This window comes from Deltaproteobacteria bacterium (genome assembly GCA_016874735.1).
In the GTDB taxonomy this organism is placed as follows: domain Bacteria; phylum Bdellovibrionota_B; class Oligoflexia; order Oligoflexales; family CAIYRB01; genus CAIYRB01.
On the sequence record VGTI01000001.1, the window covers coordinates 322,851 to 343,999 of the forward strand.

Consider the following 21,149-nt stretch of genomic DNA (forward strand, 5'->3'; position numbering starts at 1 on the left):
TTTAATGCTTAGTCTCGGGCTGCCAAACGGCATAGCGAAAGTCTGGGCTAAAACCAAAGCCATTGTGACGAACTTGCTTTAGAGCCTGAGCCACGACAAAGGCGCCACCAGTTTGGTCTATAGGTACGATCGGACTCTCGTCCCACAGGATGCGTTCCGCCGCGGCAAAAATCGCTACCCGTTGCACGGGATCCGAAGCATGTGCGGCCTTAACGATCAGGTCCTCGTACGTCGCGTTGACCCAGCCACCCATGTTGTTGTCGTTGCCCTTGGTAAAGAGGTCCATAAACGTCATGGGATCGCGGTAGTCGGGGCACCACCCAGCAAGCGTGATGTCAAAATTGCCGTCGCGTGATTTCTGCAACCGCGTCTTAAACGGTACACTCTCCACCCGGACCTCGGTGTGGAGGATCTTAGCCAAACTGTTCTGCCAGTATTCCACCAGCTTCTTTGCCAAAGTACCGTCGTCAGCCAGGATGGTAAAACTCGGTGCAGACGCCTTACCGGTAGCCTGCAAGTAGTCCTGCAGCTTAAGCTGAGAACTTGGATAATCCGCGTCACGGGATTTAAGCGGCGCCTCGCGTCTAAAAGTGAGGCCCTTGCGCGATCCCGGCATGTAGTCGGGGATGATGCCGAAGGTTGGCTTGTACCCAGGAACACCGAGAATCTTATTCACGTACTCACTGCGACTGATGCCGTCGCGCACCGCCTGCCGCAGCCTTTTATCCGTAAAGGGACGGCCAGGACGCACATTGAACGCCAGGTACGAGGTACAGCCGGTGGGGAAGCTCTTAATCTTTAGGCGCGCCGCTAGGGCCTGCTTAATGATCTCCGGTGACGAAGTCGTCGTGTAGTCGATCCCACCAGTTTGGAAATTATTGAAGTTAGCCTGCGAATCCTTGACCATCGATGGGGACTCGATAGCGTTGATTTGAATCCGCGCCGCATCCCAGTACGTGGGGGAGCGCTCAATCCGTAGAGACTGCTCCTTCTGCCACGCGCCTAACATAAACGGTCCGTTGCCGACGATGCTGGCTGGATCGATCGCAAACTTGTCGCCAAACTTAGCCACGATGTCCTCTCGCAGTGGATAGAACACCTGAAAAGTCGCTAGCGAATCGAAAAAAGTTACAGGCCGACTCAGCGTGACTTGCAGGGTCTTGTCATCGAGTGCGACGACGCCTAGCTGCTCTTTGGGGAGCTTCTTAGCAATAATGGCGCCGGCATTTTTAATCCCTGCCGTGTCGGCAATGAACGAGTACTCGCTAGCATAATTAGGATCGACCAAGCGCCGCCACGAGAAGACAAAGTCCTGCGCGCGCAGCGGCACACCGTCTTGCCACTTGGCTTTGTCCCGCAGCTTGAACGTCCAAACCGTCTTATCGTCGTTGACACTCATGCTCTCAGCGGCGCCAGGGATCACGTTACCTACGGCGTCGTAGGACATCAGACCCTCGTAGATGTGACCCAGCCACATCGAACTAATCGTGTCAGCTTGTTTAGTGGGGTCCAAGGACGGTGGCTCATCGCCAGCGCTGAAATAAATCTCCTGAGCACTCATACGCTCAGATCGTGATTTCTGACCAGCATAGCCAGGAACGGCACCGAACACGAACGCCCACACTACACACCAGGCCGAAAAGCGCCGGCATTGGGTAAATAATCGCAGCATGGAGGTACCCTAATTTAGGCAGAATGAAGCCTAAGGCTCTCGCTTTTTTACGGATAATTACTCAGAAATTCAAGCGCTTTCTAGAAACCGCGAGAGCATCTCAGTGAACTGCGACCAACAACTATGCCCCATTGACTCACTGTCGACACAATTATGAGCAAAATGGGGCGCCACTTGGGACGCAGCATTATCAAGCGGCACGAGCGTCCATCGCGCATGAGGATAACGCTTGAGTAAGCGCGCTAAACCGACGTAGCTGACGAGCTCGTCACGCGGCGCCGCAAAGATCATCGTCGGTATATTTAGATTGTGAGCGCTGATCTCAGCCGTCGCCGCAGCGCTGGCAAATACGGCGTTATAGGCCATGAGCGGCAGCTGGTCATGGACGCGAAAAGCCGGCGGTGAACGACTAGGAATATGTTTGACCCAAGGTAGTAGATTAAGGGTCTTGATGAGACGCGCGTACCAGCGCAGTCGTATAGCTGGCACGATGAGGGCGCGTTTATGAAAGACGGGCGTTGCGCCATCATTATGCTCATCATCGTTGACAAAATCGACGTTTAGCAAGGCTCCGAGTGAAATACCGACGAAGTTGAGCGGCACACCATACTGCTTACTCAGAATGGCAGCTTTGGCTATTGCCTGCCGCATGTCCTCGAGCCAAATATCCCGCGTCACAGCGGCAAGACTGGCGTAGTTGCCGTCATGACCAGTCAGCGTCAAAGTGACGACCATGTGACCAAGCGACTGCAATAGCTGGGCGATGTCGCCGAGGCGCGCAGGCCTTAGATTGAAGCCGTGCGTGAGTAGGGTGACGGCCCGGATCGGTACATCTTGCGTCGGGCGCCTTATGTCTAACTGGCTCGCAGGTGCACTCATCAAAATATCCAGTATTGCTGATTGTCGCACGGGGTCGAGCGAATTTTGTCACTTTAGGTAACGAGCTGCTATCATGACTAAAAATCACAAAATAAGCGAGTCCCCTGCCGCGGCCCCAACACCGCGTTATATGGAGTCTAGATTGACGGCGCAAGTAGCACATACTCAAGTCATTGCCCCGGTCCCAGAATTCCCCGGCGCTCGCATTACTGAGGGCCGCGTCAAGGCTCTTGATGGAGTCCGTGGTCTCGCTATTGCGATGGTCATGATCGGTCATATAGGCGAGTTCGGGACTGACATCAGCCCGATCTTTCGCGCCGTGTATGCCCTTAGTTGGATTGGGGTGGAGCTATTCTTTGCGCTGTCAGGTTTTCTCATCACCAGCATTTTACTCGAGACTTTAAACACCAAAACATATCTGGCTCGCTTCTACCTACGACGGTTCTGGCGTATCGTGCCGCTTTACTACGTAGTCCTAACGGTAACGACCTTTGTGCTCCCGCAAATATTTACTGAATTGATCACGCCCGAGATGGCCGCGACGTGGCGTGACCATGCACCGTGGTACTATGGGTTCCTCGCCAACTTCATGATGCTTAGGCTTAACGACATGCCTAAGGATCCCGTGACGGTGGCTTGGTCGCTGGCTATTGAGGAGCAATTTTACCTGGTGTGGCCACTAGTCGTCATGAGCTTTAGACGCTGGCGACCACTGGGGGTCCTAGGATCCTTGATAGCTCTAAGCATCGGGCTTAAAGCGGTACTACTGATGCGGGGATGGAATGAGTTTCATTTTTACCTATTCACCCCAACGCGCCTAGAGCCCCTGGTGATCGGCTCTGCCCTCGCTCTCGCGCGTCATCATGGCTATTTGCGATCTTTTGGCACTGCGGGGGATCACGTTTGGCCGCTGGCAAAATGGCCGTTTGCGCGCCTAGGATGCATTGCCGCTGTCGTACTACTATTCCTGCATTTATTGTCGCTCCTTAGCTACGGGGTAGCAGGCGTTGGCGTCGTCGCCACTGTCATCGAGAGTCTAACCTACTATCTACTAATTGGAATTATGTTTACATCGCTGCTTGGCTATGTGTTGGCTAAACCAGACAGTGATGTTGCGCGCCTATTTCAGAAAAAGTGGCTATGCCAATTAGGCTTATGGAGCTACTCGATCTACCTGACCCACAACTTAATCAATCACGGTTTAGCTCAGTCTGGCCTGACTTTTGGGATTTTGGGGACTAATGTCGTGGGCCTGATCGGTCACGGGCTGGTCACCGTGACTTTATCTGTCGGGGTCGGGTGTGTGCTTTATGTTTACGTGGAGCGTCCAATCATTAGCTGGCGTAATCGGTGTATTTAATTTTTAGACAACTGGACCGGAAGTCACTAATTGTGCGGATGAAAGTAAATGGGAATCATTAATTTCCCACGGAACCAGTCAAAGAATTGAATAAGCCTTAAACACTGCGAGTTACTATCTCAGGGTGCGAAATACAAACACCGGAGTTCCTACCTGGGATTTCACGGAATCCTACTAAAGCCCCTATATGCATGATGAAATTGTTTGGTATCCGATTACCATAAATCTAGATGCAACCTTGTAATCGGTACCGTTGTAGGAATTGGCATCATTTTCGCATCTGAGTAATCACGCCTCAAAAAATCGCATTGTCGTTATTTTTGTGACTACTTCGCTCCCCAAGGATTGGGTTCGGATCAATCGAGGCTACCAGCAGTTCGTGTGTGCCTGAGAGTCATCTCCGTCAAACTCAATTACTCATGGGAGAGTAGTAATGATCCGTTCATGGACGAAGTTAAGTTATGGCGCACGTATTATAAGTGGCAAAACCGCTCTGCTTGCCTTGGTGTCGGGGTTGTTGCCAATCCTCGGTGCATGCTCATCAGGCAAATCAGATTTTGCCGATGCGAGCATATCGGCAGAGGCTCAAGAGCATTTCAACATATACGATAAGTTGAAGGATGATCCTGGTTTCAAAGAGCAATTTGCCAATAGGATGGCGTTGAAACCAGATTACAGTATCAAAACAAGCTTTGATTTAACCGCCAACGGAAAATTGTATAAAAATGCTGACGAAATTTTTAAGCGAAATTCTAAGATACATAACGTTGGATTCAACGGTTCTTATGCCGACTTCCTTAAGATGCACGGCGTCGGAATCGGTAGCGTAGAGCTTAGAGATTTTCAACTTGCAGACGACATTACGGCCGACAATCTACAAGCAAACGGTAATAAGGAAGCTCTCGCCGCATTGTTGAAAAAATATACTTTGTTGGATTTCGTCAGGGCGACTAGAGCTGAATTGATTGTTGCGACCTACAAAAAGCTCTTGGGATCTAATAAATCCGCTGCTTTAGGGCTGCTATCGGCAGACAAAGCGATCGAAAAGGGAGGCGATGTCACGGAAAAATTCATAGACGCGATTGACAAAGGTCCTGAACGTTCCGCTAACCAAAAGCTAAAAAATGCATGTGCGAAAGCAGTAGACGCATGTGTTACCGAGAGGACGAATGTTGAGCTTGAAAGGTGGCTGCAGTGCACTGGCAGTTTAAACGACCCGAATGTTACTCTTAATATGCGTGTTCCTAGGCAAAATATGGCCGGCAACGATGGTATGGCGGTGTGGAGCCCCTACTCTTACCCCGGTACTCTCGCCTGTGGTGAGCACTACTGGAGAGCCTATTGTGCTGAAGGTTATAAAAAGAAGGATAACAGTGAGAAGTACTATCACTCAGACAATGAGACTCAAGGCTGCTCGTGGCAGCACGACAAAGAGAAGTCTCCGAAAAAGCCTAACGAAGACGTAAAAGCAATTCTAGAGAGAAGAAGTGTTTGTGAGGCCCAAAAAGGTTGCAATCTCAGCATTAATTTGGGTAACACCTAACGGACCCGTGTCAGAATATGCACCGCGGATTTCAGTCACTGCTGGGATTCGCGTGCAAATTTGAAAATTCCGGGATGTCAGCTCAGCCCGACGGTAGAAAAAACCTAACGACACCAATCTTGTCGAAAATAATGCAGCGCAATGAAATATACGGTGGCGAGTGATGATACTGAAGATCTGCGGATAAGTTGACTCACTGCGATCATTAGACCAGAGTCACCGATCGTGAAAGTGACGGTAGGCTTGTCGACTTAGAGTTGCAGTAGTGGATTAGCAGCGCGCTAAACGGCTCTACTCCGCTAAAAAGTCAGCGGCCAGCTTAGCTCGAGCATGAGCTCCGGCGTAAACCCGGGATCTTTACCACAGGCCGCTACGATGGATGCAGCTAGGGAGAGTGCATCACGATCAAGTTCGATGCAGTCGAGAGCATCGCGCACCTCAGAGCGGTTGGCCAGAGCCAGGCATTTATTGATCGCCAAATCCACGTCGTGGAGTCGGTATCGTAATACATCGTCTTTAACTACCAGGAAAAAGCGAAAGGCAGTATCTCTAACCCATTCGAGTTTGACTTGATCCTCGCCCTTCGACACGGTGGCACGGTAAAAACTGGGCTGAGCCATGTTCGTATCTACCGTGTATCCGGCGTCGGTGAGAGTCTTACGGTCGCTTTCGTATGCAGCAAGGACTGCGAGATAACCCTCATGAAAGATGGCGATATCTGCGGATTACCGCAGCGAATCGGGATGTCTCTGAATGGCGGAGGCGCCTGCTACGTAGCTATCCGGATTGCGGTGCTCTTGCGGGAGGCGTAGCAGGTTTTTTTGAAATTTAGTCAGCGGCATCGCTCAGCGCTCCCGCTTTAGTTAAATCAAGTTCATGTGCCAGGCGCATACCTTATTGATATCAAGGTCTTAGCCATATCCATCCTATGTATATACATATCGGCGTAAGGCCAATCTGACTTCAGTCATGTCTCGCTGATTTGTTGGCTAACGCTATAACTGCGGGTCCGTCCGGTAAGGAGCTTGAGGCTCTTTGCGGACTGAGTGTGGGAGAGCTTGATAAGCCACGAGCGAAAGGGCACTAGATTGAAAGCAAGCGACTTCACCCAAACGTGAGAACCACGAAGATTTTTTGGGCAAATTGCAGAGCGCGGTAGTTGAGGCAAGTGCTTCAACTACCGCTCTTAACTGCAAACTAACGCTAGAATTACCAGCGTCCGCCGCCGCCGCCGCCGCCGAAGCCGCCGCGACCACCGCCGCCGCCGCCGCCGAAGCCGCCGCGACCACCGCCGCCGCCGCCGCGTGGCTTATCTTCGGCTTCGTTCACCTTAATGGTGCGGCCGTCGAGTTCTTTGCCGTCCATGCCAGAAACCGCCATTTGGGCTCCTTCTGCATCGGCGAAGGTTACGAAACCAAAGCCGCGGGAGCGACCGGTGTCGCGATCTTGGATGACCTTTGCTTCATCCACTTGACCGAAACGCTCAAAGGCCTGACGCAGCGTGTCATCACTAGTATTCCAGCTTAAACCACCAACAAAAACTTTCTTTCCCATGTCTCTCTCAATCCAAAAACAGGTAATTTGTAGAACTCAAGACAACGATTGTCTCTTGTTCATGGACATCTGTGTACTACCATTATTAATAAAATGCCTCACTTAAGTTACGATCCGAGACGTTCCGCCTCTTTTCTTGTGGGGGCGGTAAATTTTTGTACAGTGATCCTCTATAGTTATGATCCAGTTTAAAACTTAGGTATACCGAAAGCGAACGATGTTGTGTGGTGGCGTTAGACTATCCAGACGATGGGCGCACCTGGCTGCGAAGTGCAGGCTCACACGTGCGGCGTCTAGACGACCCGAACACCAGCTTTCATGAATATGGTCAATATTTTCGGAGTGTTTCCTACAACCCGACTTGAGCATCATCCTGTGACTACGTATTGGGCAGTGTCGTGCAACTTTACAAATGTCACCGAAGATTGATATTTAAGTGTATTTACGATAAAATATATTCAGAAAATCGATCAATCTGAAAATTGCTTGGACATCCCGCAGCTGTGCTTTGATCTGCAGATATTTGGACTGAAGACATGATTAGCGGACAATCAAATTGTGCCTAAAATCAGGCATGTGGCGCGCATTTTGTAGCGACCAAAATAACCACCTCATCGGCACTGGTGCAGAAATCGCAATATGGATTTCAGCAACACAAGTCCGTTTTTAGAGTGAGGTGATTATGAGACGACAAATATTGTTGGTTACCGGTGGTTGGTCGGTGACGCTGGCCGTATCACTCATGGTATCGGCGGGAATCGGCACGGGTTGTTCGGGCAGCAAGTCTACTTTGTCGGGTGATGTGACACCCTCCCCTGAATCTGAGGAGATGTTTGGCGCTTACGGAAAAATTGCTGATGATGAAAGCTTTAAGCAATCTTATCTTGCAGCGTTGAATTCCGAGATTGAATCATCTTCTGAGCCTATCGCTGTGAAGGTACAAGGTGTTGTTATTAACGATCTGAGTTCCTTGTTGCGGGATCAGTTGAAAATCGGATTAAGCCAAACCAAAATCAGAGAATTGCCTAAAAATGCATCAAGAAAAAAATTGATCCAGTTTGTCGAGCATAGCCCACTCAACGCCGTGGATTTCGAAAAGTATCGGGCTTTTATGTCAGCGAAATTGTTAGCTGGTAAGAATGCGAAAGCTTTATCAGATCTGTATGAAAATGTTTCGTTGGCCGACCAGGTAAAATCGATCAAAGTTGGGACCGTTTTAGCGGCTATGGGAACCTGGGTGAGTAAACAGAATGATCAAGAGCAAAAGCTTAGTCTTCTTTTAGGGGGCGAAGTCGCCGGTGCGGCAGTTAGCGGAATAACGGACATCATTAAAACTGCAATGAATAACTATAGCCCAGTGTCTTTATCTGAGGCCAATCTAAATAATGCACAAGCTGACGAAAGCCGGGCCAAAGCAATGCAAATGATTACCGATAGTGGCTTAGAGGGGACGTTAAACACACAGGTCTTGCAATGCCAGGCCAGCAAGTACAACAGACCTTACGAGAAGTGGAAAGGCTGCACCGAGCAGGGAGCTCTGATGGGAAAAACACAAGGTAAAGGCACAGTAGCAGAAGTGGGGTCCTATTTCCCGAAAGATACGTGCACTAACGGTGTAGCCAGGGATCTAAGGCATCAAGGGGATGAAGCGCGTGCAGAAGGGGGGCCAGCAAAATCCAGTGACTATGGCAGATTCTATCCCGGAAATCCCGAACAGGGCTGTCAGGAGGTGCGATGGGACTGCGTATGTGAAGCGGGTTATAGGGTTAATAAAACTACCAGGATTGTACCAACTTGGGTGCACGATAATAGTTCGTCGTTTGGTTGTGCGTGGCACCTTGCGGATAGCCAGCCGAAAGAGGTCAAGAAACCAGATGCTGATAAGGGCTTTGATTGTGATACAGGAATTATCGATTACATCGCGAAAGCACTTAAACTGCGCGGAAAGTTATAAAACTTAGTTAGGTAGAAGTTTAGGGACAAATCCCGAGATTCCATCACCGGACTCGGGATTCTCTATTGAAACGATTTTTAATCAGAATGAACCAAAACCGCGGGATAAAACTTATACGAAACGGTCTGTGTTTATGGGCGGGGTCTTCGTGACGTCGATATATTGCGCGCCACTCGAGTGAGGTACTAAAACATCTAAAGACTGGTGGAGGTAAGGGGAGTCGAACCCCTGACCTTCGCAATGCCATTGCGACGCTCTACCAACTGAGCTATACCCCCAAGGATCACTGTAGGTTGTCGGTTATGCTTTTTCCGTACCTAGCTGTCAACTCAAAATCCAAATGAGAGGAGCTCTCCGTGGCGGAATTTTCGAGTCATCGTGGCGCTAAGGGGTCATCGTGGTTAGCGGCTGCGGCGGTGTTAGCCCTCGTCGGTCTATCCCTATCCTTATACTCTACCTTGCACCATATCGAGGTCCACGCGACGGGGCATACCAACGCGGCCTGCAACATCAGCTCTAAGTTTAGCTGCGACGAAGTCGCACTTAGTGAATATAGCGAGATCGCTGGGGTTCCGCTGGGCGTCTGGGGGCTGGGTTATTTTGCGGCTCTGCTCGTGCTCCTGGCTGCTGGCCGCTCGGCGATCAAGACGGCCAAGGACCACCTCCTGGCCTACGCCGTCCTAGTGGCGGTCGGAGTAGTCACTTCCCTAGCACTCGGCGCTATTGCCGTCGGGAAGCTTAATGCCTACTGCGTTATATGCTTCGGCATCTATGGTGTGACATTACTGCAGGCGTGGAATCTCGTCAGGGCTCGCAAGCAGATTGCCCCCCGCCAGACGGGATCTCAGGCCGAATCACTTACTTTTAAGGGCCTGATCAATGGCCTCTCCACGGCAGCTATCGCTGTGGCCCTGGCGGTCGGGCTGTTTAATCTTTTAAAACCCACGCGCCTTCCAGAGAAACTGGACCTGCCGCAAACGGCCCTGGCACCAAAGGCAGCGGCACCAACACCTAAGGTGAACGACATCCCGCTTAGCAAATCAGCCTACGCGGGGCTCGGCGAAGACTTCCGCAAGGGCGGCGACGCGGCCAAGGTAGTGGTGGTCGAGTTTGCCGACTACCAGTGTCCAGCCTGCGGCTTACTTGCACGCAACGTTAAGCAGCTGCACGAGGAGTTTGGCGACAAAGTACTATTTGTCTTCCGCAACTATCCGCTCGATAACTCCTGCAACAGTTCGATCCCAAGTCGGATGCATGAATACTCGTGTAAGGCAGCAGTCCTAGCACGGTGTGCTGGAGCCTACGGCAAGTTTTGGCAGTATCACGATCGCCTCTTTGAGAATCAGCAGGCTATCGACGACGCCAAGCTCAAAGAATGGGCGCAGGCTTTGGGGCTGAGCGCGGACCAGATCCAAACCTGTCTAAACAGCAAGGACGTCATGGCCAAAATTAAAGACGATATAGATATCGGCAACAGACTTGGCATCGATTCGACGCCGACCGTATTCATAAACGGTGTGCGGCAAGTGAATGGGAACGGCCTGGATGAGCTCCGCGGCCAAATTAATAATCAGCTAAACTGATAGCAGTTTGAAGAGTTAGGGTTTGCCATTGCAGATGGAATTTGAACACGATTATCAGCAAAAAGTGATGACTCAGCGTTTTGTCTCCCCGACAACGCTCGATAGCGCCGCGGCCGTCCAGTCTTGGCGCTCGCAGTGGATGAAGGAGCTGAGCTCGTGGCATTCGCCTTACAAAGTCCTGGTGGATTGTCGGGAGCTCGCCATTGGTCCGCAGCCGGAGGTGGTGAAGGCGCTTGATCTCATGATCAAGTTTTTCAACGGATTCTTTCTCCGCAAAGTGGTGGGCTTTGGTTACCGTGCTGACGCTGGGTTGGAGCAGCTGCCGTTTCCGGTGCTCATAACCGCTGAAGATGCTGCTGTTGAGCTTGGGATTCGTGCACCTAAAGATCGCGTCGCTACGGATTTTCGCTCGACGATTCAGCTGCAGAATCACTTTCAGCAGCACAGTATCGAGTTAAGTTTCTCGGAGCCGGTCTTGATCAGCACCAAGGAGCAGGTTCAGACGCTGCGATCCAAGCTCATGAACAACCTGATGCAGTGGCACTCCAAATGGAGCCTCATCATTGACTGCGCCAACTTAGAAGTGGCACCAGAGGTAACGGCCGACATCGAGCGGTTGATGACGGTGCTGCGTGGATTCTTCATGAAGCAGGCGGTCGGCTATAGCCCCAAGGGAGCTAAGGAGTCGTACCCCTTCCCTGTATTCCGCGCGCGGCACCGAGCCGTGGCCGAGATTGAGGGCGAGGGTAACTTCTCCGGTGACGATGCAAACTGCCGGTCGCGGAAGCCCTAGTTTATTTATAACCCATTACATTTACTGGACATTCATAGCAGCATGGGGGGCGTCCGCCGCCCCGCTAGGAGCGTTTGGGTAACTCATGGTAGGCTACTAGGGTCGCTCAGACATGTGACGGCTGTCGCGTTTAAGCCGGACGGAATCTAAGTGTGGTTGGCTTAAACACTGGCCATTGTTCATTTAGGTCTGTATAAATTTGTCTGAATCCAGAGCTGTGGGCTTTGGTATTACGGAACGAGCTAATTTTGGTTGAGGTGAGGGCGCGTGTTACCTGTTGAGATTCTGCCGGTTCAAGAATCAATCGTACTCAGAGCTCGCGGCTCAGAGTTGCTTATCCTGCCGCATCACGTTCAGAAGCTAAAAGGCTTGGCAAAGGCGCGTGATTTTAGCCAGTACTTCCGTGGCGAGGCGCTAGTCAACAGGCCCGCGCGTAAACTGTTCGAGGCTTGGTTGCGTAAGGACCACACTCTTTGGCCGCGTCTCTACCAAGTTGTTCATAAAGAGATGACCGCTACATCTGATGCTGCGACAGCAGATCATGAGGATGCGCCCAAGGCTGCAGCTAAGGCCCCAGAGGCAGCTGAAGCCAAGGCGGCTGCGCCCAAAGCGGCGAAAAAAGACAAGGCTGCGGAAGATAAAGTCGCAACGGACAAGCCAGCCGCCGAGAAGCCTGTGAAGGCTAAGGCTGCAGCAGGCAAGGCTGACAAGGCTGAGGCTGCACCGGCTAAAGAGAAAAAGGTTGCCGGCGTCAGTAAAGTAGCCGTCGTTAAAGAGAAGAAGACAGCTGACAAAGCAGATAAGGCCGAAAAACCAGCTCCCGCTAAGGCTAAAGCCAAAGCGACGGATAAAGAGGCACCAAAGGCGACCAAGGCCGCTCCTAAGGCTAAGGTGGCTAGCGCAAAGGCGAAAGGGTAGGCGTCTGATCCACAAGTTTCTGATCAGCGGCAAAAACGTACTGTGTATGGTGTCGCGGCGACCAGAGCAAGTGGGTCCGCGGGACGATGCCAAAGTGTACGAACTTGTGATGCCGATCGATGCTTATTGGGCGGCTGAGAAGCAGATCAAGGATCTGGATTATAAGCGCTCAAGTTTTGAGGATCAGTCGAGCATCATGCAGGCGCAGCGAGAGGTTCTCATGTCTCTCGTTAACTTCATCGTCGCTGAGAAAGATCGACTCCAGGTGAAGGCGGCCCTCAATGGCCCAGCAGGTAAATGACGTAGTCCGTGCGGTCTTTTTGGACCGCGACGGCGTCCTGAATCGCGACAAGGGCTATGTCTACCGTGAGAGCGAGCTTGAGCTGCTGAGCGGCGTTGCCCCTGCGCTGAGGCGTCTTAAGGATCTTGGCTTTTTGCTGATCGTGGTGACGAACCAGTCTGGAGTCGCTAGAGGTCTCTACGGCACGGCAGATGTCGAGCGTTTTCACGACGCCCTCAGCCGCGCCATTGCGGCAGCGGGAGGCCCACGCATTGATGACTATTTGTACTGCCCCCATCATGAAAACGGCACGGTGGCGGCCTATGCGATCGTTTGTGATTGCCGCAAACCTAAGCCGGGTATGCTCCTGACTGCGGCAAAAAAGCACGGCATTGAACTCACGCGCAGCTTCATGATTGGTGACAAGGCCGACGATATCGAGGCCGGACGCCGCTGCGGGGTGACGGGCATTCAGGTCGGCACTGCCTACGGTCCAGGCCATCCGGACGCTATGGCTGTCGTGAACTCTCTAGAAGATGCCTTGGGCTTTATCCACTGAGGCCATGGTCACACGGGAGCAGGACCACCGGCATCGGACTTAGGTACCCTTGGCCTCCTGCATCTTTTTCAGAAGGAGCTTGATACGAGGTCCACAGCGCTCGCCCTGGCAACCACCGCTACCAGTACCGACCTTACGGTTAACGTCGGCCACGGTTTCGCATCCCTCCATACCCTTTAGGACGCGCCCTAGATTGATGCCCTTACAGATGCAGACCACTTTAGCCATCTGCCTGATACGCTCTTCGGTCTTAGGATCTAAGGTCTTATCGTCATCTGCCATAAGGTGAACGCTCTCATTTAAGATAAAGGGGGCCGAGCCATGCGAGCCACTGCGGACTGAGTATTCCAAATATCATGACAGTAGCATTACAAGCAGCATGGAAGGCGATCGCTGGTAATAGCGAGTGGCTGAAGTAGACCAACGCCTCGCAGCAAAGCGCGAGCAAAAAGGCGCCTAGAGCGAATCCTACGTTACCTGACATTAGCCGCTCCAGAGTCGGTGCACCGTGCACCATGGTGAAAATCACAGCACTAAACCATGCCGACCAAAGAGGTGATAGCTTGGCCTTAAACATCTGACTGACGCCGCCACGGAACACTAATTCCTCGATCACCGGGATCCAAAGTATGGAACCTGCAAAGGACCAAATCTCTGCCGTGCTTAGTGCGACCGCCTGATCGCGGCCAGTCAATTTGGCGAGTGCCATGCTGCCAACCACAACGGCCAAGGCTGGTACGTAGGCGATCCTCGTTCCGGCACTTAAGAGGCCTCGCGTGTTGAGCCTTAGCAACGTCAAGGCTGCCAGCGCCAAGGCAGAGTTAACCGCGGCTGCAGCCAGCCAGTCGGGTGCCACAATGGTCGCAGCATAATGGTAAATCTCACCAAGTGAGGTGGCTACCGCTACACTGATCAAGGTGGCCGCTAGAGCCTGAACTGGTGAGAGTCGGATCACACGAAATCTCTCAGGCCGACGCGGCCTCGTCTTTTTGTTCCGTCAATGAGTGGAGCAGTTTCATCAGACTCGGCAAGTCATTTTTATTCACGTAAGCATTAGCGCCTGAGGCCATGCCGGCCGCTTGCTTGCTCCGGTTCATGAGAGACGTATGTAAAATAACAGGAAGTTTGAGTAGATCAGGATGGCGCCGGATCATTTGCGTTAACGCTATACCGTCGACCTGAGGCATCTCAATGTCTGTAACGACGGCGTCAAATGGCAGAATTTTAGGCTGCTCGCCGCGTGCTTTTTCCAGGATACGCAGGGCCTGCTGTCCGTCACTGGCCTCGACGACGCTATAGCCCTCGCGCGTCATGGCAATACGGAGGCTACTGCGGATGAACGGCGAGTCGTCGACCAAGAGCACGCGGGCTTTCACGCGGCCAGGTGTGGGGGTATCGTTAAGACGACCGTCCATTGGTAACGTACCTGGAGCGTTCAGCGTCGGTCCCTCCAAGGCAGCGATAATGCCGTCGAGGTCCAAGATAAATAGAAACTGATGATCATCGGTCAGAGTCATGGCGATGATGAAACTGCCAGCATCGGCTGAAGGTGGCAGCACCTTATCCCACGGAACACGCCGAATCCGATGGGCGCTATCGACGATAAATCCAGCGCGCTTGTGGCTAAACTCAGTCACGATAATTTGTTGATCGGGGCGCGCATCGCCAGGTTCGTCGCCCAAAGCTAGGCTCAAATTCACGGCGGGGATTGGGACACCGCGGAGTTCAAAGACTCCAGCGATGCCTCGCACACGAGACACCAACGGGTTTACCTGCGGCATCCGCACCACCTCGCGGACTTTACCGACGCTCACTCCATAGAGGCCAGACACTTCTTGTCCATGGATGCGGCGCGTCAAAGTGAACTCGATCAACTCGAAGGAGTTGCCACCGAGCTCTGTTTGCAGCTTTTGCAGGTCACCGCCCATGCAAGTCACTCGATGTTAGAGGGTTGAGGATCCTTTGAGAAGTTCTTCCAGGCTGCGCTTTTGGCTGTCGGATAGTCGACTGAAGCGAAAGCCAATTTTGGTCGACTTCTTATCGACCCAAGCAATGACGCCTTTGATTTTTGAATCGCTACCGTCGTCTTCGCTTGGTGGTTTACGCACGACCTTTTTACCAACTTGCCCTGGTGTGGGTAGCTGAACGGCGATGGTTAATTCCTCGCCATTTTTGAACTTCATCGGTCCATCCAGTTCGACGCAAGCGCCTCCGAGGCTGATGTTTACTATGCGACCGGTGACCTTCGGGGCGCGCTTGCCACGCCCGGCACCTTTGCCGACGAGGAGCGTATCCAAGGACGTTTCAAAGCGCTTGCCCAGCCGGTGTTTGTCGGTCAGGAAGCGGTCGATTTTATCGCTCAGGACGTCAAATTTGATGGGCTTAGAAATCCAGGCGCCAGCATCGTTAAAGGCAAAAAGATCGTTCTTCACAGCATCATCAACGTTAGCATCGGGGTAAGCCGTCAACAGGATCGGACCATGATAAGTTTTACGCATTGCGTGAATGAGAGCGATGCCATCGGCGTCAGGTAAGTCAAAGTCGACGACGCACATATCAGGAGTTTCCTTGGCCAAAATCTCCAGGCACTGTTTGCCAGTGACTGCGACGATGATGATCGAACCCGGGATTTTGTCTTTAAATACCTCAGAGCTCATAACTAAACTTGGTTTACATGCGTCAGCAATCAAGATTGTGGTCATGACCTGATCCTCAAATGTGGGGCTTAAGAGGTTTTTAGATGGCGAAAGTGGCGGGGGCAAATGGAACGCTGGGATAACTCTTAGGATAGCTCTTACGTTGATTATACCCCTGCTAAAGATTGGCGCCAAGTTGCCGAAACGGATGATGTAAGCATTCGTTTTAGAGGCTACTAATCGAGACAACCCACTGAGGGGTCGATGAAGATCCAAGGCAATTGCAACTTAGCCAAACTATTCGGCCTCGGCCTGGTGGCCGTGTTGCATGCGCCCGTTAGCACCGGTGCAAGTCATTATACGATCAGTAAATATGGTTACCTTTTTGACGTCCGTGACATCAAAACAACGCTCGATATTCCGGTCCGCGATCATGTGGAAACAGTGGCGATGCCTGCCGCCATTATGCAAGAGCGCCTAGAAAAAGCGGCGTCGGATACGACCGTCGAGCCCCTAACAATAGTGATCTGGAATAAGCCGCAGCAGATTGCCGCAATGGCAGCCAAGTTAGCTAAATCAGGCAGGAAGAACGCGCTCAAGGTTTATTTCACAAAAAAACTGGAAGCCTCACCAGCGGCCAAACTGAATACTGACGCCAACACTAACGGCAACGATGCAGCATCTGCCAAGACCATCACGCTCGATAAAGCTGGTTACGATCTCATCGATTCAAGTAAACTAGGTGCAATTTACGCCAAGCCCCAGCACAACCTCGAGATTCAGGGGGACGGTTTTAGGAGTAATCCAAAACTAACCAAAAATTTCATACGCGAGCTCGTGCCGTTTTTCGACAAGGCAGCACGGACCGACCTACGGACCAGGCTACAAAAGGGTGAAAACCTTGAGGTCAACGTCGACCTCCTACCCGAGTTTGCCAAGTCCATGCTGAAAAAATACATCATCTTCCGCGGCCCCAACTGTTTCCACGCGGCTTTGGCTTTCCAGAGTGTGCTGCTGCCTAGTTCATCTTTCAGAAATGTGAAGGAGGAGCCTGGCTATCATCGCGCCATGATTAACTACGACGAGCTGTGGCGCACCATAGCGTCCGAGTTTTACGAGATTGATCCTAGCCGCCAGCAGCTTAAGTACGGCGATATGCTCGTCTTTTTCGATGTCCCGGAGCGTCAGGCGGATCAGGCATCGACGGAGATCGATTTTCATTGGATACGCCATACGGCGACTCACTTATTCAACGGCTTCACCTTTTCCAAGGGCTCCAAGTCACCTAACACACCCTACACGGTGAGAACGCTCAACGAGGAGTGGGATACCTGGAAAAAATTCACTAAGAACCTAGGGTTAAGAGTGTTTCGACGATCTTTAACCAAAGTGAACGAAAAGCCTCCCGTCGATTTAGTCGACTGGGTCTATTAGGGCGGGCCAAGTGACTACCCAACGGCGCAAAATGCCAGTGACAATGGAGCGGCGACTATGTTAGCTAGGCTCGCTGCTCTTGACTAAAGGATTCACCCCCAACAGGATTTGCCCTATGACCCGGCAAGGATTCCGAAAATCCCGGCAGGCGCCGTTGCCACGTAACATCTATCGTCGCACGCCGCTTACCAATCGTGGTGGGGCCAGCCGCTTTGGACCGCGCCCGGTCGAGCCTAGCTGTGGGCTTAAATCCCAATGCGGGGCCTGTAAATTTGTGAACGGTGACTACACCGAGGGGCTTGAGACTAAGTTTAAGGCTGGCGTCGAAGTGCTGCGCGGAGCGGGATTACTCGACAAATGTCGCGTCCTGCCACCCGTGCCATCTCCTCACCCGTTGGCGTACCGCAGCTTGGCTAAATTAGCAGTGAGACCAGCGCGCCCAGGTGCGCCCGGAGTCAGCACCAGTTTCAGCGCGGAGGGAGAGATCATCCCCAACCGTTTTGGCATCGGTTTATTTGCAACGGGTAGTCACAATATCGTCGACATGGACAGCTGCCCTCTGCACACCCAGCCGATCAGCCGGTTTATCCGTGATCTCCGCTCGGAGCTCAATCGGTCGACCCTGATCCCCTACGATGAGACTAAGCATGCAGGTCAGCTGCGCTACGTGGCGGTGCGTGCAGCGCACTTAACTGGTGAGCTGATGGTCACCTTTGTAGTGACGGAACCGCTCAAACTCGAGCTGAGGCAGATTGTTGGTAGCCTCCAGCGCCGTGGGCACAAAATCAACTCGGCCCACATGAACATCAATGATGCAACGGGCAACGCCATCTTTGGTGCGTCCACCGTGCGGCTGGCAGGCAGTGAGCGTCTCCGTGAGAGTCTTTGCGACTTGTCGTTTGAGGTGGGACCGACGTCCTTTTTCCAAATCAACCCCTGGCAGGCCATAAATCTCTACCGCCGGGTAGAAGCCGTTGCCGGTCCTGCGCTGGGATCAGCGCCTGTGGCTTGGGACCTTTACTGTGGTACCGGGCAGATCTCGTTGGTGTTAGCACGCCTGGGCTACCGCGTTCTAGGGATTGAAGAGAACCCCTCGGCAGTGCAGGACGCGCAGGCAAATGCTCGTCGGAATAAACTCGACGCGAGAGCCGAATTTTTAGCCGCTCGTGTTGAGGACGCTGAGGAACAACTGCCACGTTGGGCCCACACGCCAGGTTTGATCGTCGTCAACCCCTCACGTCGCGGCCTGGCCGAAGGCACCAGGCGTCATCTGGCACGCCTACTGGTCAACGAGCCTCAGGCGCGATTTATGTACGTATCCTGCGATGTTGAGACTTTAGCTCGGGATCTCAAGGTAATCTCAGAGCTGTCCGGCTTCCAGGTGAGACAGGTCGAGCCCTTTGATATGTTCCCACAAACCGACAATATGGAATGGCTCGCGGTCTTGAACCGTCCCTGATAATGTGGCGGCGGACAGCCCCCTTGTCCGCATGACACACATTTTAGGACGAAAGTGACCCCATGGCGCATCAAGACGAAGCCTTGATTCAACCTGGTGAGCGTTCGCTCACCTACGGAGCCTATCTACACGTTAATGAGCTGTTACAGTTGCAGCAGCCACTCACTGAGCCGTCACAGCATGATGAAATGCTGTTTATCATCATCCACCAAGTGTACGAGCTGTGGTTCAAGCAGATACTGCACGAAGTAAGGCTTGCCACCGTTGCCGTGTCGCGCGACCAACTGATCATGCTGAATCGTGTGGTGGCTCGCATCAAGTCCATCCAAACCATACTCACCAGCCAGGTTGAGATTCTGGAGACGATGACACCGCGCGATTTTAATTCCTTTCGCGACCGCCTGAATCCCGCGAGCGGCTTCCAGTCCTACCAATTTAGGGAACTTGAATACCGCCTCGGTTGTAAGGAAAAAAACTATCTCAAGTTCCATGCGCATGATGCCCACGCATCCAAAATTTTGGCAGAGGCCTTAGAGGCACCGAGCCTCTATGATCACTTCATTCAGCTCCTCGCTAAACGTGGCTTTAACATCCCTGAGGCCGTGCTCAAGCGAGACGTCACCCAGCCGTATCAGGCGTCAGACGCGGTTTTGGCAGCTGCTGTCAAGATTTACCAAGAAGCCGACCGCTACTATGATCTATACTCAGCACTTGAATCACTGATGGATCTCGATGAGGGACTGCTTCTTTGGCGTCAGCGCCATGTAGCCATGGTAGAGCGCATGATCGGCAATCGCCGTGGTACAGGCGGCTCGAGTGGCGTCAAGTATCTGACGATGACGCTCAGCAAGCGGTTCTTTCCTGAGATTTGGGACGCGCGTAATTGGCTAGGAGATGCCCAGTATGGCGACACCAAAAACCGCTCCGCAACCGCAGAGCAAAATCAATAAACTAGCGGCTGAGCTGGCTGAATACCCGATGGAAGAGTTGGCGCGTATCCGCCGTGAACTCGTAGCCGCGGGTAAGCCAGTTTTTGACTTTGGCACGGGAGATCCTAAGATCCCAACCTGGGAGCCGATTCGCGACGCTTGTCGTGACGGGATTCCAGAGATTAGCCAGTATCCCAGCGTCAGGGGCACGGATGCCTTACGCGCAGCGCAGCAGGGCTACTTGGATCGTCGTTTTGGCTTGCGTCCCAGCGATTACGACATCTGTCCGTCAGCCGGTAGTAAAGAGGCCATCTTTCACATCGCATTGTGCTTAGTAGGCCGTGCCGGTGGCAAAAAGCATATGATTTATCCGGACCCAGGCTATCCCGTTTACCGCTCGTCCACGATCTTTGCCGGAGGTATTCCCTATCCGGTGAAACTAACGCCCGATAACGGATTCCTGCTCGAGCCGTGGAATCTGCCTCCGTATATTCAGCGCGATGCAGCGGCGATTTGGCTCAATTATCCACATAATCCAACGGGTGCCACTGCTAACAAGGAATACTGGACGCAAGTGGTCGAGTGGTGCCATCGCACAGACACTATATTGCTCGCGGACGATTGCTACGTCGATATTTACGACAGCGTGATCGACAATACGCCGCTGCCAGATGGAGCCGACGATGATCGGCCGATGACGCCGCTTCAGCTGTCAAGCGACCGCGTTCTTTCGTTCATGAGTTTATCGAAACGCTCCGGCATGACGGGCTATCGTTCAGGACTCATTGCGGGTGACCCGGACATCATCAAGGCGATCTTGAAGGCGCGGGCTAACTTTGGTGTGGGTGGTCCTGATTTTGTCGCTAAAGCAGCTGTCGTAGCTTGGAATGACGATATGCACGTGCTCGAGCGACGCGCTATTTTCACGCAGCGTATTGCTCAGGCGGCTCCGGTATTTCAAGAGCTCGGGATGTTGAAGGATGTGCCTAAGGCCACCTTCTATCTCTGGACTAAAATACCAAGTGCGTTTGGCAGTGGAGACGTGCGTTTTTGCCTGAACTTAGCTGAGCAGGGCGTCATCTGTAGCCCGAGTAGTTGGCTCAGCGAGAGTATCAAGGGGTATGCGCGGTTTGCGCTGGTGCCCGACACCGAGCCGACGGCAGAGGCACTGCAGATCATTAAGGATTATGTGAACAGCTGATGCCAACGATACTGTTTAAACCTCTTGGTATCGCGGTGTCTGTCGACGCCAACACTAAGATCTTGGTGGCGGCCAATCGCAACAAGGTGACGATGCGCTACGGATGCGCTTCGTGCCGTTGTGGCACCTGCGGGGTCAGCGTGCAAGGCGGCAGCTTGACGCCGATGCGGACTAACGAGCTTAGTCTACTCGCCAAGATGAAGCTGACAACCGATGGCAGCATCCGCCTGGCCTGCCAGGCCAGGGTACTGGGTGGCGACCTGGAGGTTGACTTGGCGTTCCAGGACACCTATTCGCCTGACGCCGCTGACGATGCCGACACCGACGGCTTTGAGGACACCTAAATTTATCAATATTATTAATATTTTATAAAATTCTTTAAAATATTATAAAAT

21 protein-coding genes and 1 tRNA gene are annotated in these 21,149 nt (G+C 52.5%); 13 read left to right on the forward strand and 9 right to left on the reverse strand.

The window, feature by feature from the left end:
- Position 1: 1 nt before the first annotated feature.
- Positions 2-1,672 (reverse strand): peptide ABC transporter substrate-binding protein, encoded by a 1,671-nt coding sequence (locus FJ146_01360; GenBank protein MBM4250603.1) that lies wholly within the window; start codon positions 1,670-1,672, stop codon positions 2-4.
- 69 nt (positions 1,673-1,741) lie between these two features.
- Positions 1,742-2,551 carry a hypothetical protein gene (locus FJ146_01365; protein ID MBM4250604.1) on the reverse strand — a complete coding sequence of 270 codons (810 nt, stop codon included), beginning with the start codon at positions 2,549-2,551 and terminating at the stop codon, positions 1,742-1,744.
- Between the two features lie 73 nt (positions 2,552-2,624).
- Between FJ146_01365 and FJ146_01370 the strand changes: the two genes are divergently transcribed.
- A complete protein-coding gene (locus FJ146_01370; GenBank protein ID MBM4250605.1) occupies positions 2,625-3,911 on the forward strand; it encodes an acyltransferase in 1,287 nt (428 codons plus the stop codon).
- Between the two features lie 433 nt (positions 3,912-4,344).
- Positions 4,345-5,454: a hypothetical protein gene (locus tag FJ146_01375; GenBank protein ID MBM4250606.1), complete on the forward strand. Its 1,110-nt coding sequence runs from the start codon at positions 4,345-4,347 to the stop codon at positions 5,452-5,454.
- Positions 5,455-5,753: 299 nt separating this feature from the next.
- On the opposite strand, the gene FJ146_01380 is transcribed toward FJ146_01375, so the two are convergent.
- A complete protein-coding gene (locus FJ146_01380) occupies positions 5,754-6,074 on the reverse strand; it encodes a hypothetical protein (protein ID MBM4250607.1) in 321 nt (106 codons plus the stop codon).
- 589 nt (positions 6,075-6,663) lie between these two features.
- A complete protein-coding gene (locus tag FJ146_01385) occupies positions 6,664-7,008 on the reverse strand; it encodes an RNA-binding protein (protein ID MBM4250608.1) in 345 nt (114 codons plus the stop codon).
- Positions 7,009-7,690: 682 nt separating this feature from the next.
- On the opposite strand from FJ146_01385, the gene FJ146_01390 reads away from it, so the two are divergent.
- A complete protein-coding gene (locus FJ146_01390; protein MBM4250609.1) occupies positions 7,691-8,962 on the forward strand; it encodes a hypothetical protein in 1,272 nt (423 codons plus the stop codon).
- A 202-nt stretch (positions 8,963-9,164) separates the two neighbouring features.
- Here FJ146_01390 and FJ146_01395 read toward each other — a convergent pair.
- Positions 9,165-9,240 (reverse strand) — tRNA-Ala (locus FJ146_01395).
- 78 nt (positions 9,241-9,318) lie between these two features.
- On the opposite strand from FJ146_01395, the gene FJ146_01400 reads away from it, so the two are divergent.
- The 5 genes from FJ146_01400 (at position 9,319) to FJ146_01420 (ending at position 13,095) form a co-directional block, all read left to right on the forward strand.
- Positions 9,319-10,545, forward strand: a complete 1,227-nt coding sequence (locus FJ146_01400) for a hypothetical protein (protein MBM4250610.1) — start codon at positions 9,319-9,321, stop codon at positions 10,543-10,545.
- Between the two features lie 22 nt (positions 10,546-10,567).
- Positions 10,568-11,338 (forward strand): hypothetical protein, encoded by a 771-nt coding sequence (locus FJ146_01405; GenBank protein ID MBM4250611.1) that lies wholly within the window; start codon positions 10,568-10,570, stop codon positions 11,336-11,338.
- Positions 11,339-11,605: 267 nt separating this feature from the next.
- Entirely contained in the window at positions 11,606-12,256 is a 651-nt protein-coding gene (locus FJ146_01410) for a hypothetical protein (GenBank protein ID MBM4250612.1), read from the forward strand.
- Between the two features lie 46 nt (positions 12,257-12,302).
- Complete coding sequence (locus FJ146_01415) at positions 12,303-12,557, forward strand: hypothetical protein (GenBank protein MBM4250613.1); 255 nt, start codon at positions 12,303-12,305, stop codon at positions 12,555-12,557.
- A complete protein-coding gene (locus FJ146_01420) occupies positions 12,538-13,095 on the forward strand; it encodes an HAD family hydrolase (GenBank protein ID MBM4250614.1) in 558 nt (185 codons plus the stop codon). Before FJ146_01415 ends, FJ146_01420 begins: the two co-directional genes overlap by 20 nt.
- Positions 13,096-13,134: 39 nt before the next feature.
- On the opposite strand, the gene FJ146_01425 is transcribed toward FJ146_01420, so the two are convergent.
- The 4 genes from FJ146_01425 to FJ146_01440 are packed head-to-tail and all read right to left on the reverse strand — an operon-like array spanning position 13,135 to position 15,797.
- The gene (locus FJ146_01425; GenBank protein MBM4250615.1) at positions 13,135-13,377 is read right to left on the reverse strand and encodes a (2Fe-2S)-binding protein; all 243 of its coding nucleotides are present in this window, start codon (positions 13,375-13,377) and stop codon (positions 13,135-13,137) included.
- Between the two features lie 13 nt (positions 13,378-13,390).
- Entirely contained in the window at positions 13,391-14,050 is a 660-nt protein-coding gene (locus FJ146_01430) for a CPBP family intramembrane metalloprotease (GenBank protein ID MBM4250616.1), read from the reverse strand.
- A gap of 10 nt (positions 14,051-14,060) precedes the next feature.
- The gene (locus tag FJ146_01435; protein MBM4250617.1) at positions 14,061-15,023 is read right to left on the reverse strand and encodes a chemotaxis protein CheV; all 963 of its coding nucleotides are present in this window, start codon (positions 15,021-15,023) and stop codon (positions 14,061-14,063) included.
- 15 nt (positions 15,024-15,038) lie between these two features.
- Positions 15,039-15,797 (reverse strand): response regulator, encoded by a 759-nt coding sequence (locus FJ146_01440; GenBank protein MBM4250618.1) that lies wholly within the window; start codon positions 15,795-15,797, stop codon positions 15,039-15,041.
- A gap of 198 nt (positions 15,798-15,995) precedes the next feature.
- Between FJ146_01440 and FJ146_01445 the strand changes: the two genes are divergently transcribed.
- From FJ146_01445 to FJ146_01465, 5 genes are all read left to right on the forward strand, one after another.
- A complete protein-coding gene (locus FJ146_01445) occupies positions 15,996-17,165 on the forward strand; it encodes a hypothetical protein (GenBank protein MBM4250619.1) in 1,170 nt (389 codons plus the stop codon).
- A 115-nt stretch (positions 17,166-17,280) separates the two neighbouring features.
- Positions 17,281-18,624, forward strand: a complete 1,344-nt coding sequence (gene rlmD, locus FJ146_01450; GenBank protein MBM4250620.1) for a 23S rRNA (uracil(1939)-C(5))-methyltransferase RlmD — start codon at positions 17,281-17,283, stop codon at positions 18,622-18,624.
- A 62-nt stretch (positions 18,625-18,686) separates the two neighbouring features.
- On the forward strand, positions 18,687-19,574 hold the full coding sequence (locus tag FJ146_01455) for a tryptophan 2,3-dioxygenase (protein ID MBM4250621.1): 888 nt from the start codon (positions 18,687-18,689) through the stop codon (positions 19,572-19,574).
- On the forward strand, positions 19,519-20,754 hold the full coding sequence (locus FJ146_01460) for an aminotransferase class I/II-fold pyridoxal phosphate-dependent enzyme (GenBank protein MBM4250622.1): 1,236 nt from the start codon (positions 19,519-19,521) through the stop codon (positions 20,752-20,754). Before FJ146_01455 ends, FJ146_01460 begins: the two co-directional genes overlap by 56 nt.
- Positions 20,754-21,098 carry a 2Fe-2S iron-sulfur cluster binding domain-containing protein gene (locus FJ146_01465; GenBank protein ID MBM4250623.1) on the forward strand — a complete coding sequence of 115 codons (345 nt, stop codon included), beginning with the start codon at positions 20,754-20,756 and terminating at the stop codon, positions 21,096-21,098. The genes FJ146_01460 and FJ146_01465 overlap by 1 nt, the downstream gene beginning before the upstream one ends.
- Positions 21,099-21,149 lie beyond the last annotated feature (51 nt).

What these genes read in the sequence shown, in the direction of transcription:
- FJ146_01380 (MBM4250607.1), bottom strand. Translation starts at nt 6,074, where the DNA reads ATGGCTCAGCCCAGTTTTTACCGTGCCACCGTGTCGAAGGGCGAGGAT.
- FJ146_01375 (MBM4250606.1), top strand. Translation starts at nt 4,345, where the DNA reads ATGATCCGTTCATGGACGAAGTTAAGTTATGGCGCACGTATTATAAGT.
- rlmD (MBM4250620.1), top strand. Translation starts at nt 17,281, where the DNA reads ATGACCCGGCAAGGATTCCGAAAATCCCGGCAGGCGCCGTTGCCACGT.
- FJ146_01460 (MBM4250622.1), top strand. Translation starts at nt 19,519, where the DNA reads ATGCCCAGTATGGCGACACCAAAAACCGCTCCGCAACCGCAGAGCAAA.
- FJ146_01425 (MBM4250615.1), bottom strand. Translation starts at nt 13,377, where the DNA reads ATGGCAGATGACGATAAGACCTTAGATCCTAAGACCGAAGAGCGTATC.
- FJ146_01360 (MBM4250603.1), bottom strand. Translation starts at nt 1,672, where the DNA reads ATGCTGCGATTATTTACCCAATGCCGGCGCTTTTCGGCCTGGTGTGTA.
- FJ146_01440 (MBM4250618.1), bottom strand. Translation starts at nt 15,797, where the DNA reads ATGACCACAATCTTGATTGCTGACGCATGTAAACCAAGTTTAGTTATG.
- FJ146_01445 (MBM4250619.1), top strand. Translation starts at nt 15,996, where the DNA reads ATGAAGATCCAAGGCAATTGCAACTTAGCCAAACTATTCGGCCTCGGC.
- FJ146_01415 (MBM4250613.1), top strand. Translation starts at nt 12,303, where the DNA reads ATGGTGTCGCGGCGACCAGAGCAAGTGGGTCCGCGGGACGATGCCAAA.
- FJ146_01420 (MBM4250614.1), top strand. Translation starts at nt 12,538, where the DNA reads ATGGCCCAGCAGGTAAATGACGTAGTCCGTGCGGTCTTTTTGGACCGC.
- FJ146_01365 (MBM4250604.1), bottom strand. Translation starts at nt 2,551, where the DNA reads ATGAGTGCACCTGCGAGCCAGTTAGACATAAGGCGCCCGACGCAAGAT.
- FJ146_01435 (MBM4250617.1), bottom strand. Translation starts at nt 15,023, where the DNA reads ATGGGCGGTGACCTGCAAAAGCTGCAAACAGAGCTCGGTGGCAACTCC.
- FJ146_01385 (MBM4250608.1), bottom strand. Translation starts at nt 7,008, where the DNA reads ATGGGAAAGAAAGTTTTTGTTGGTGGTTTAAGCTGGAATACTAGTGAT.
- FJ146_01465 (MBM4250623.1), top strand. Translation starts at nt 20,754, where the DNA reads ATGCCAACGATACTGTTTAAACCTCTTGGTATCGCGGTGTCTGTCGAC.
- FJ146_01370 (MBM4250605.1), top strand. Translation starts at nt 2,625, where the DNA reads ATGACTAAAAATCACAAAATAAGCGAGTCCCCTGCCGCGGCCCCAACA.
- FJ146_01455 (MBM4250621.1), top strand. Translation starts at nt 18,687, where the DNA reads ATGGCGCATCAAGACGAAGCCTTGATTCAACCTGGTGAGCGTTCGCTC.
- FJ146_01390 (MBM4250609.1), top strand. Translation starts at nt 7,691, where the DNA reads ATGAGACGACAAATATTGTTGGTTACCGGTGGTTGGTCGGTGACGCTG.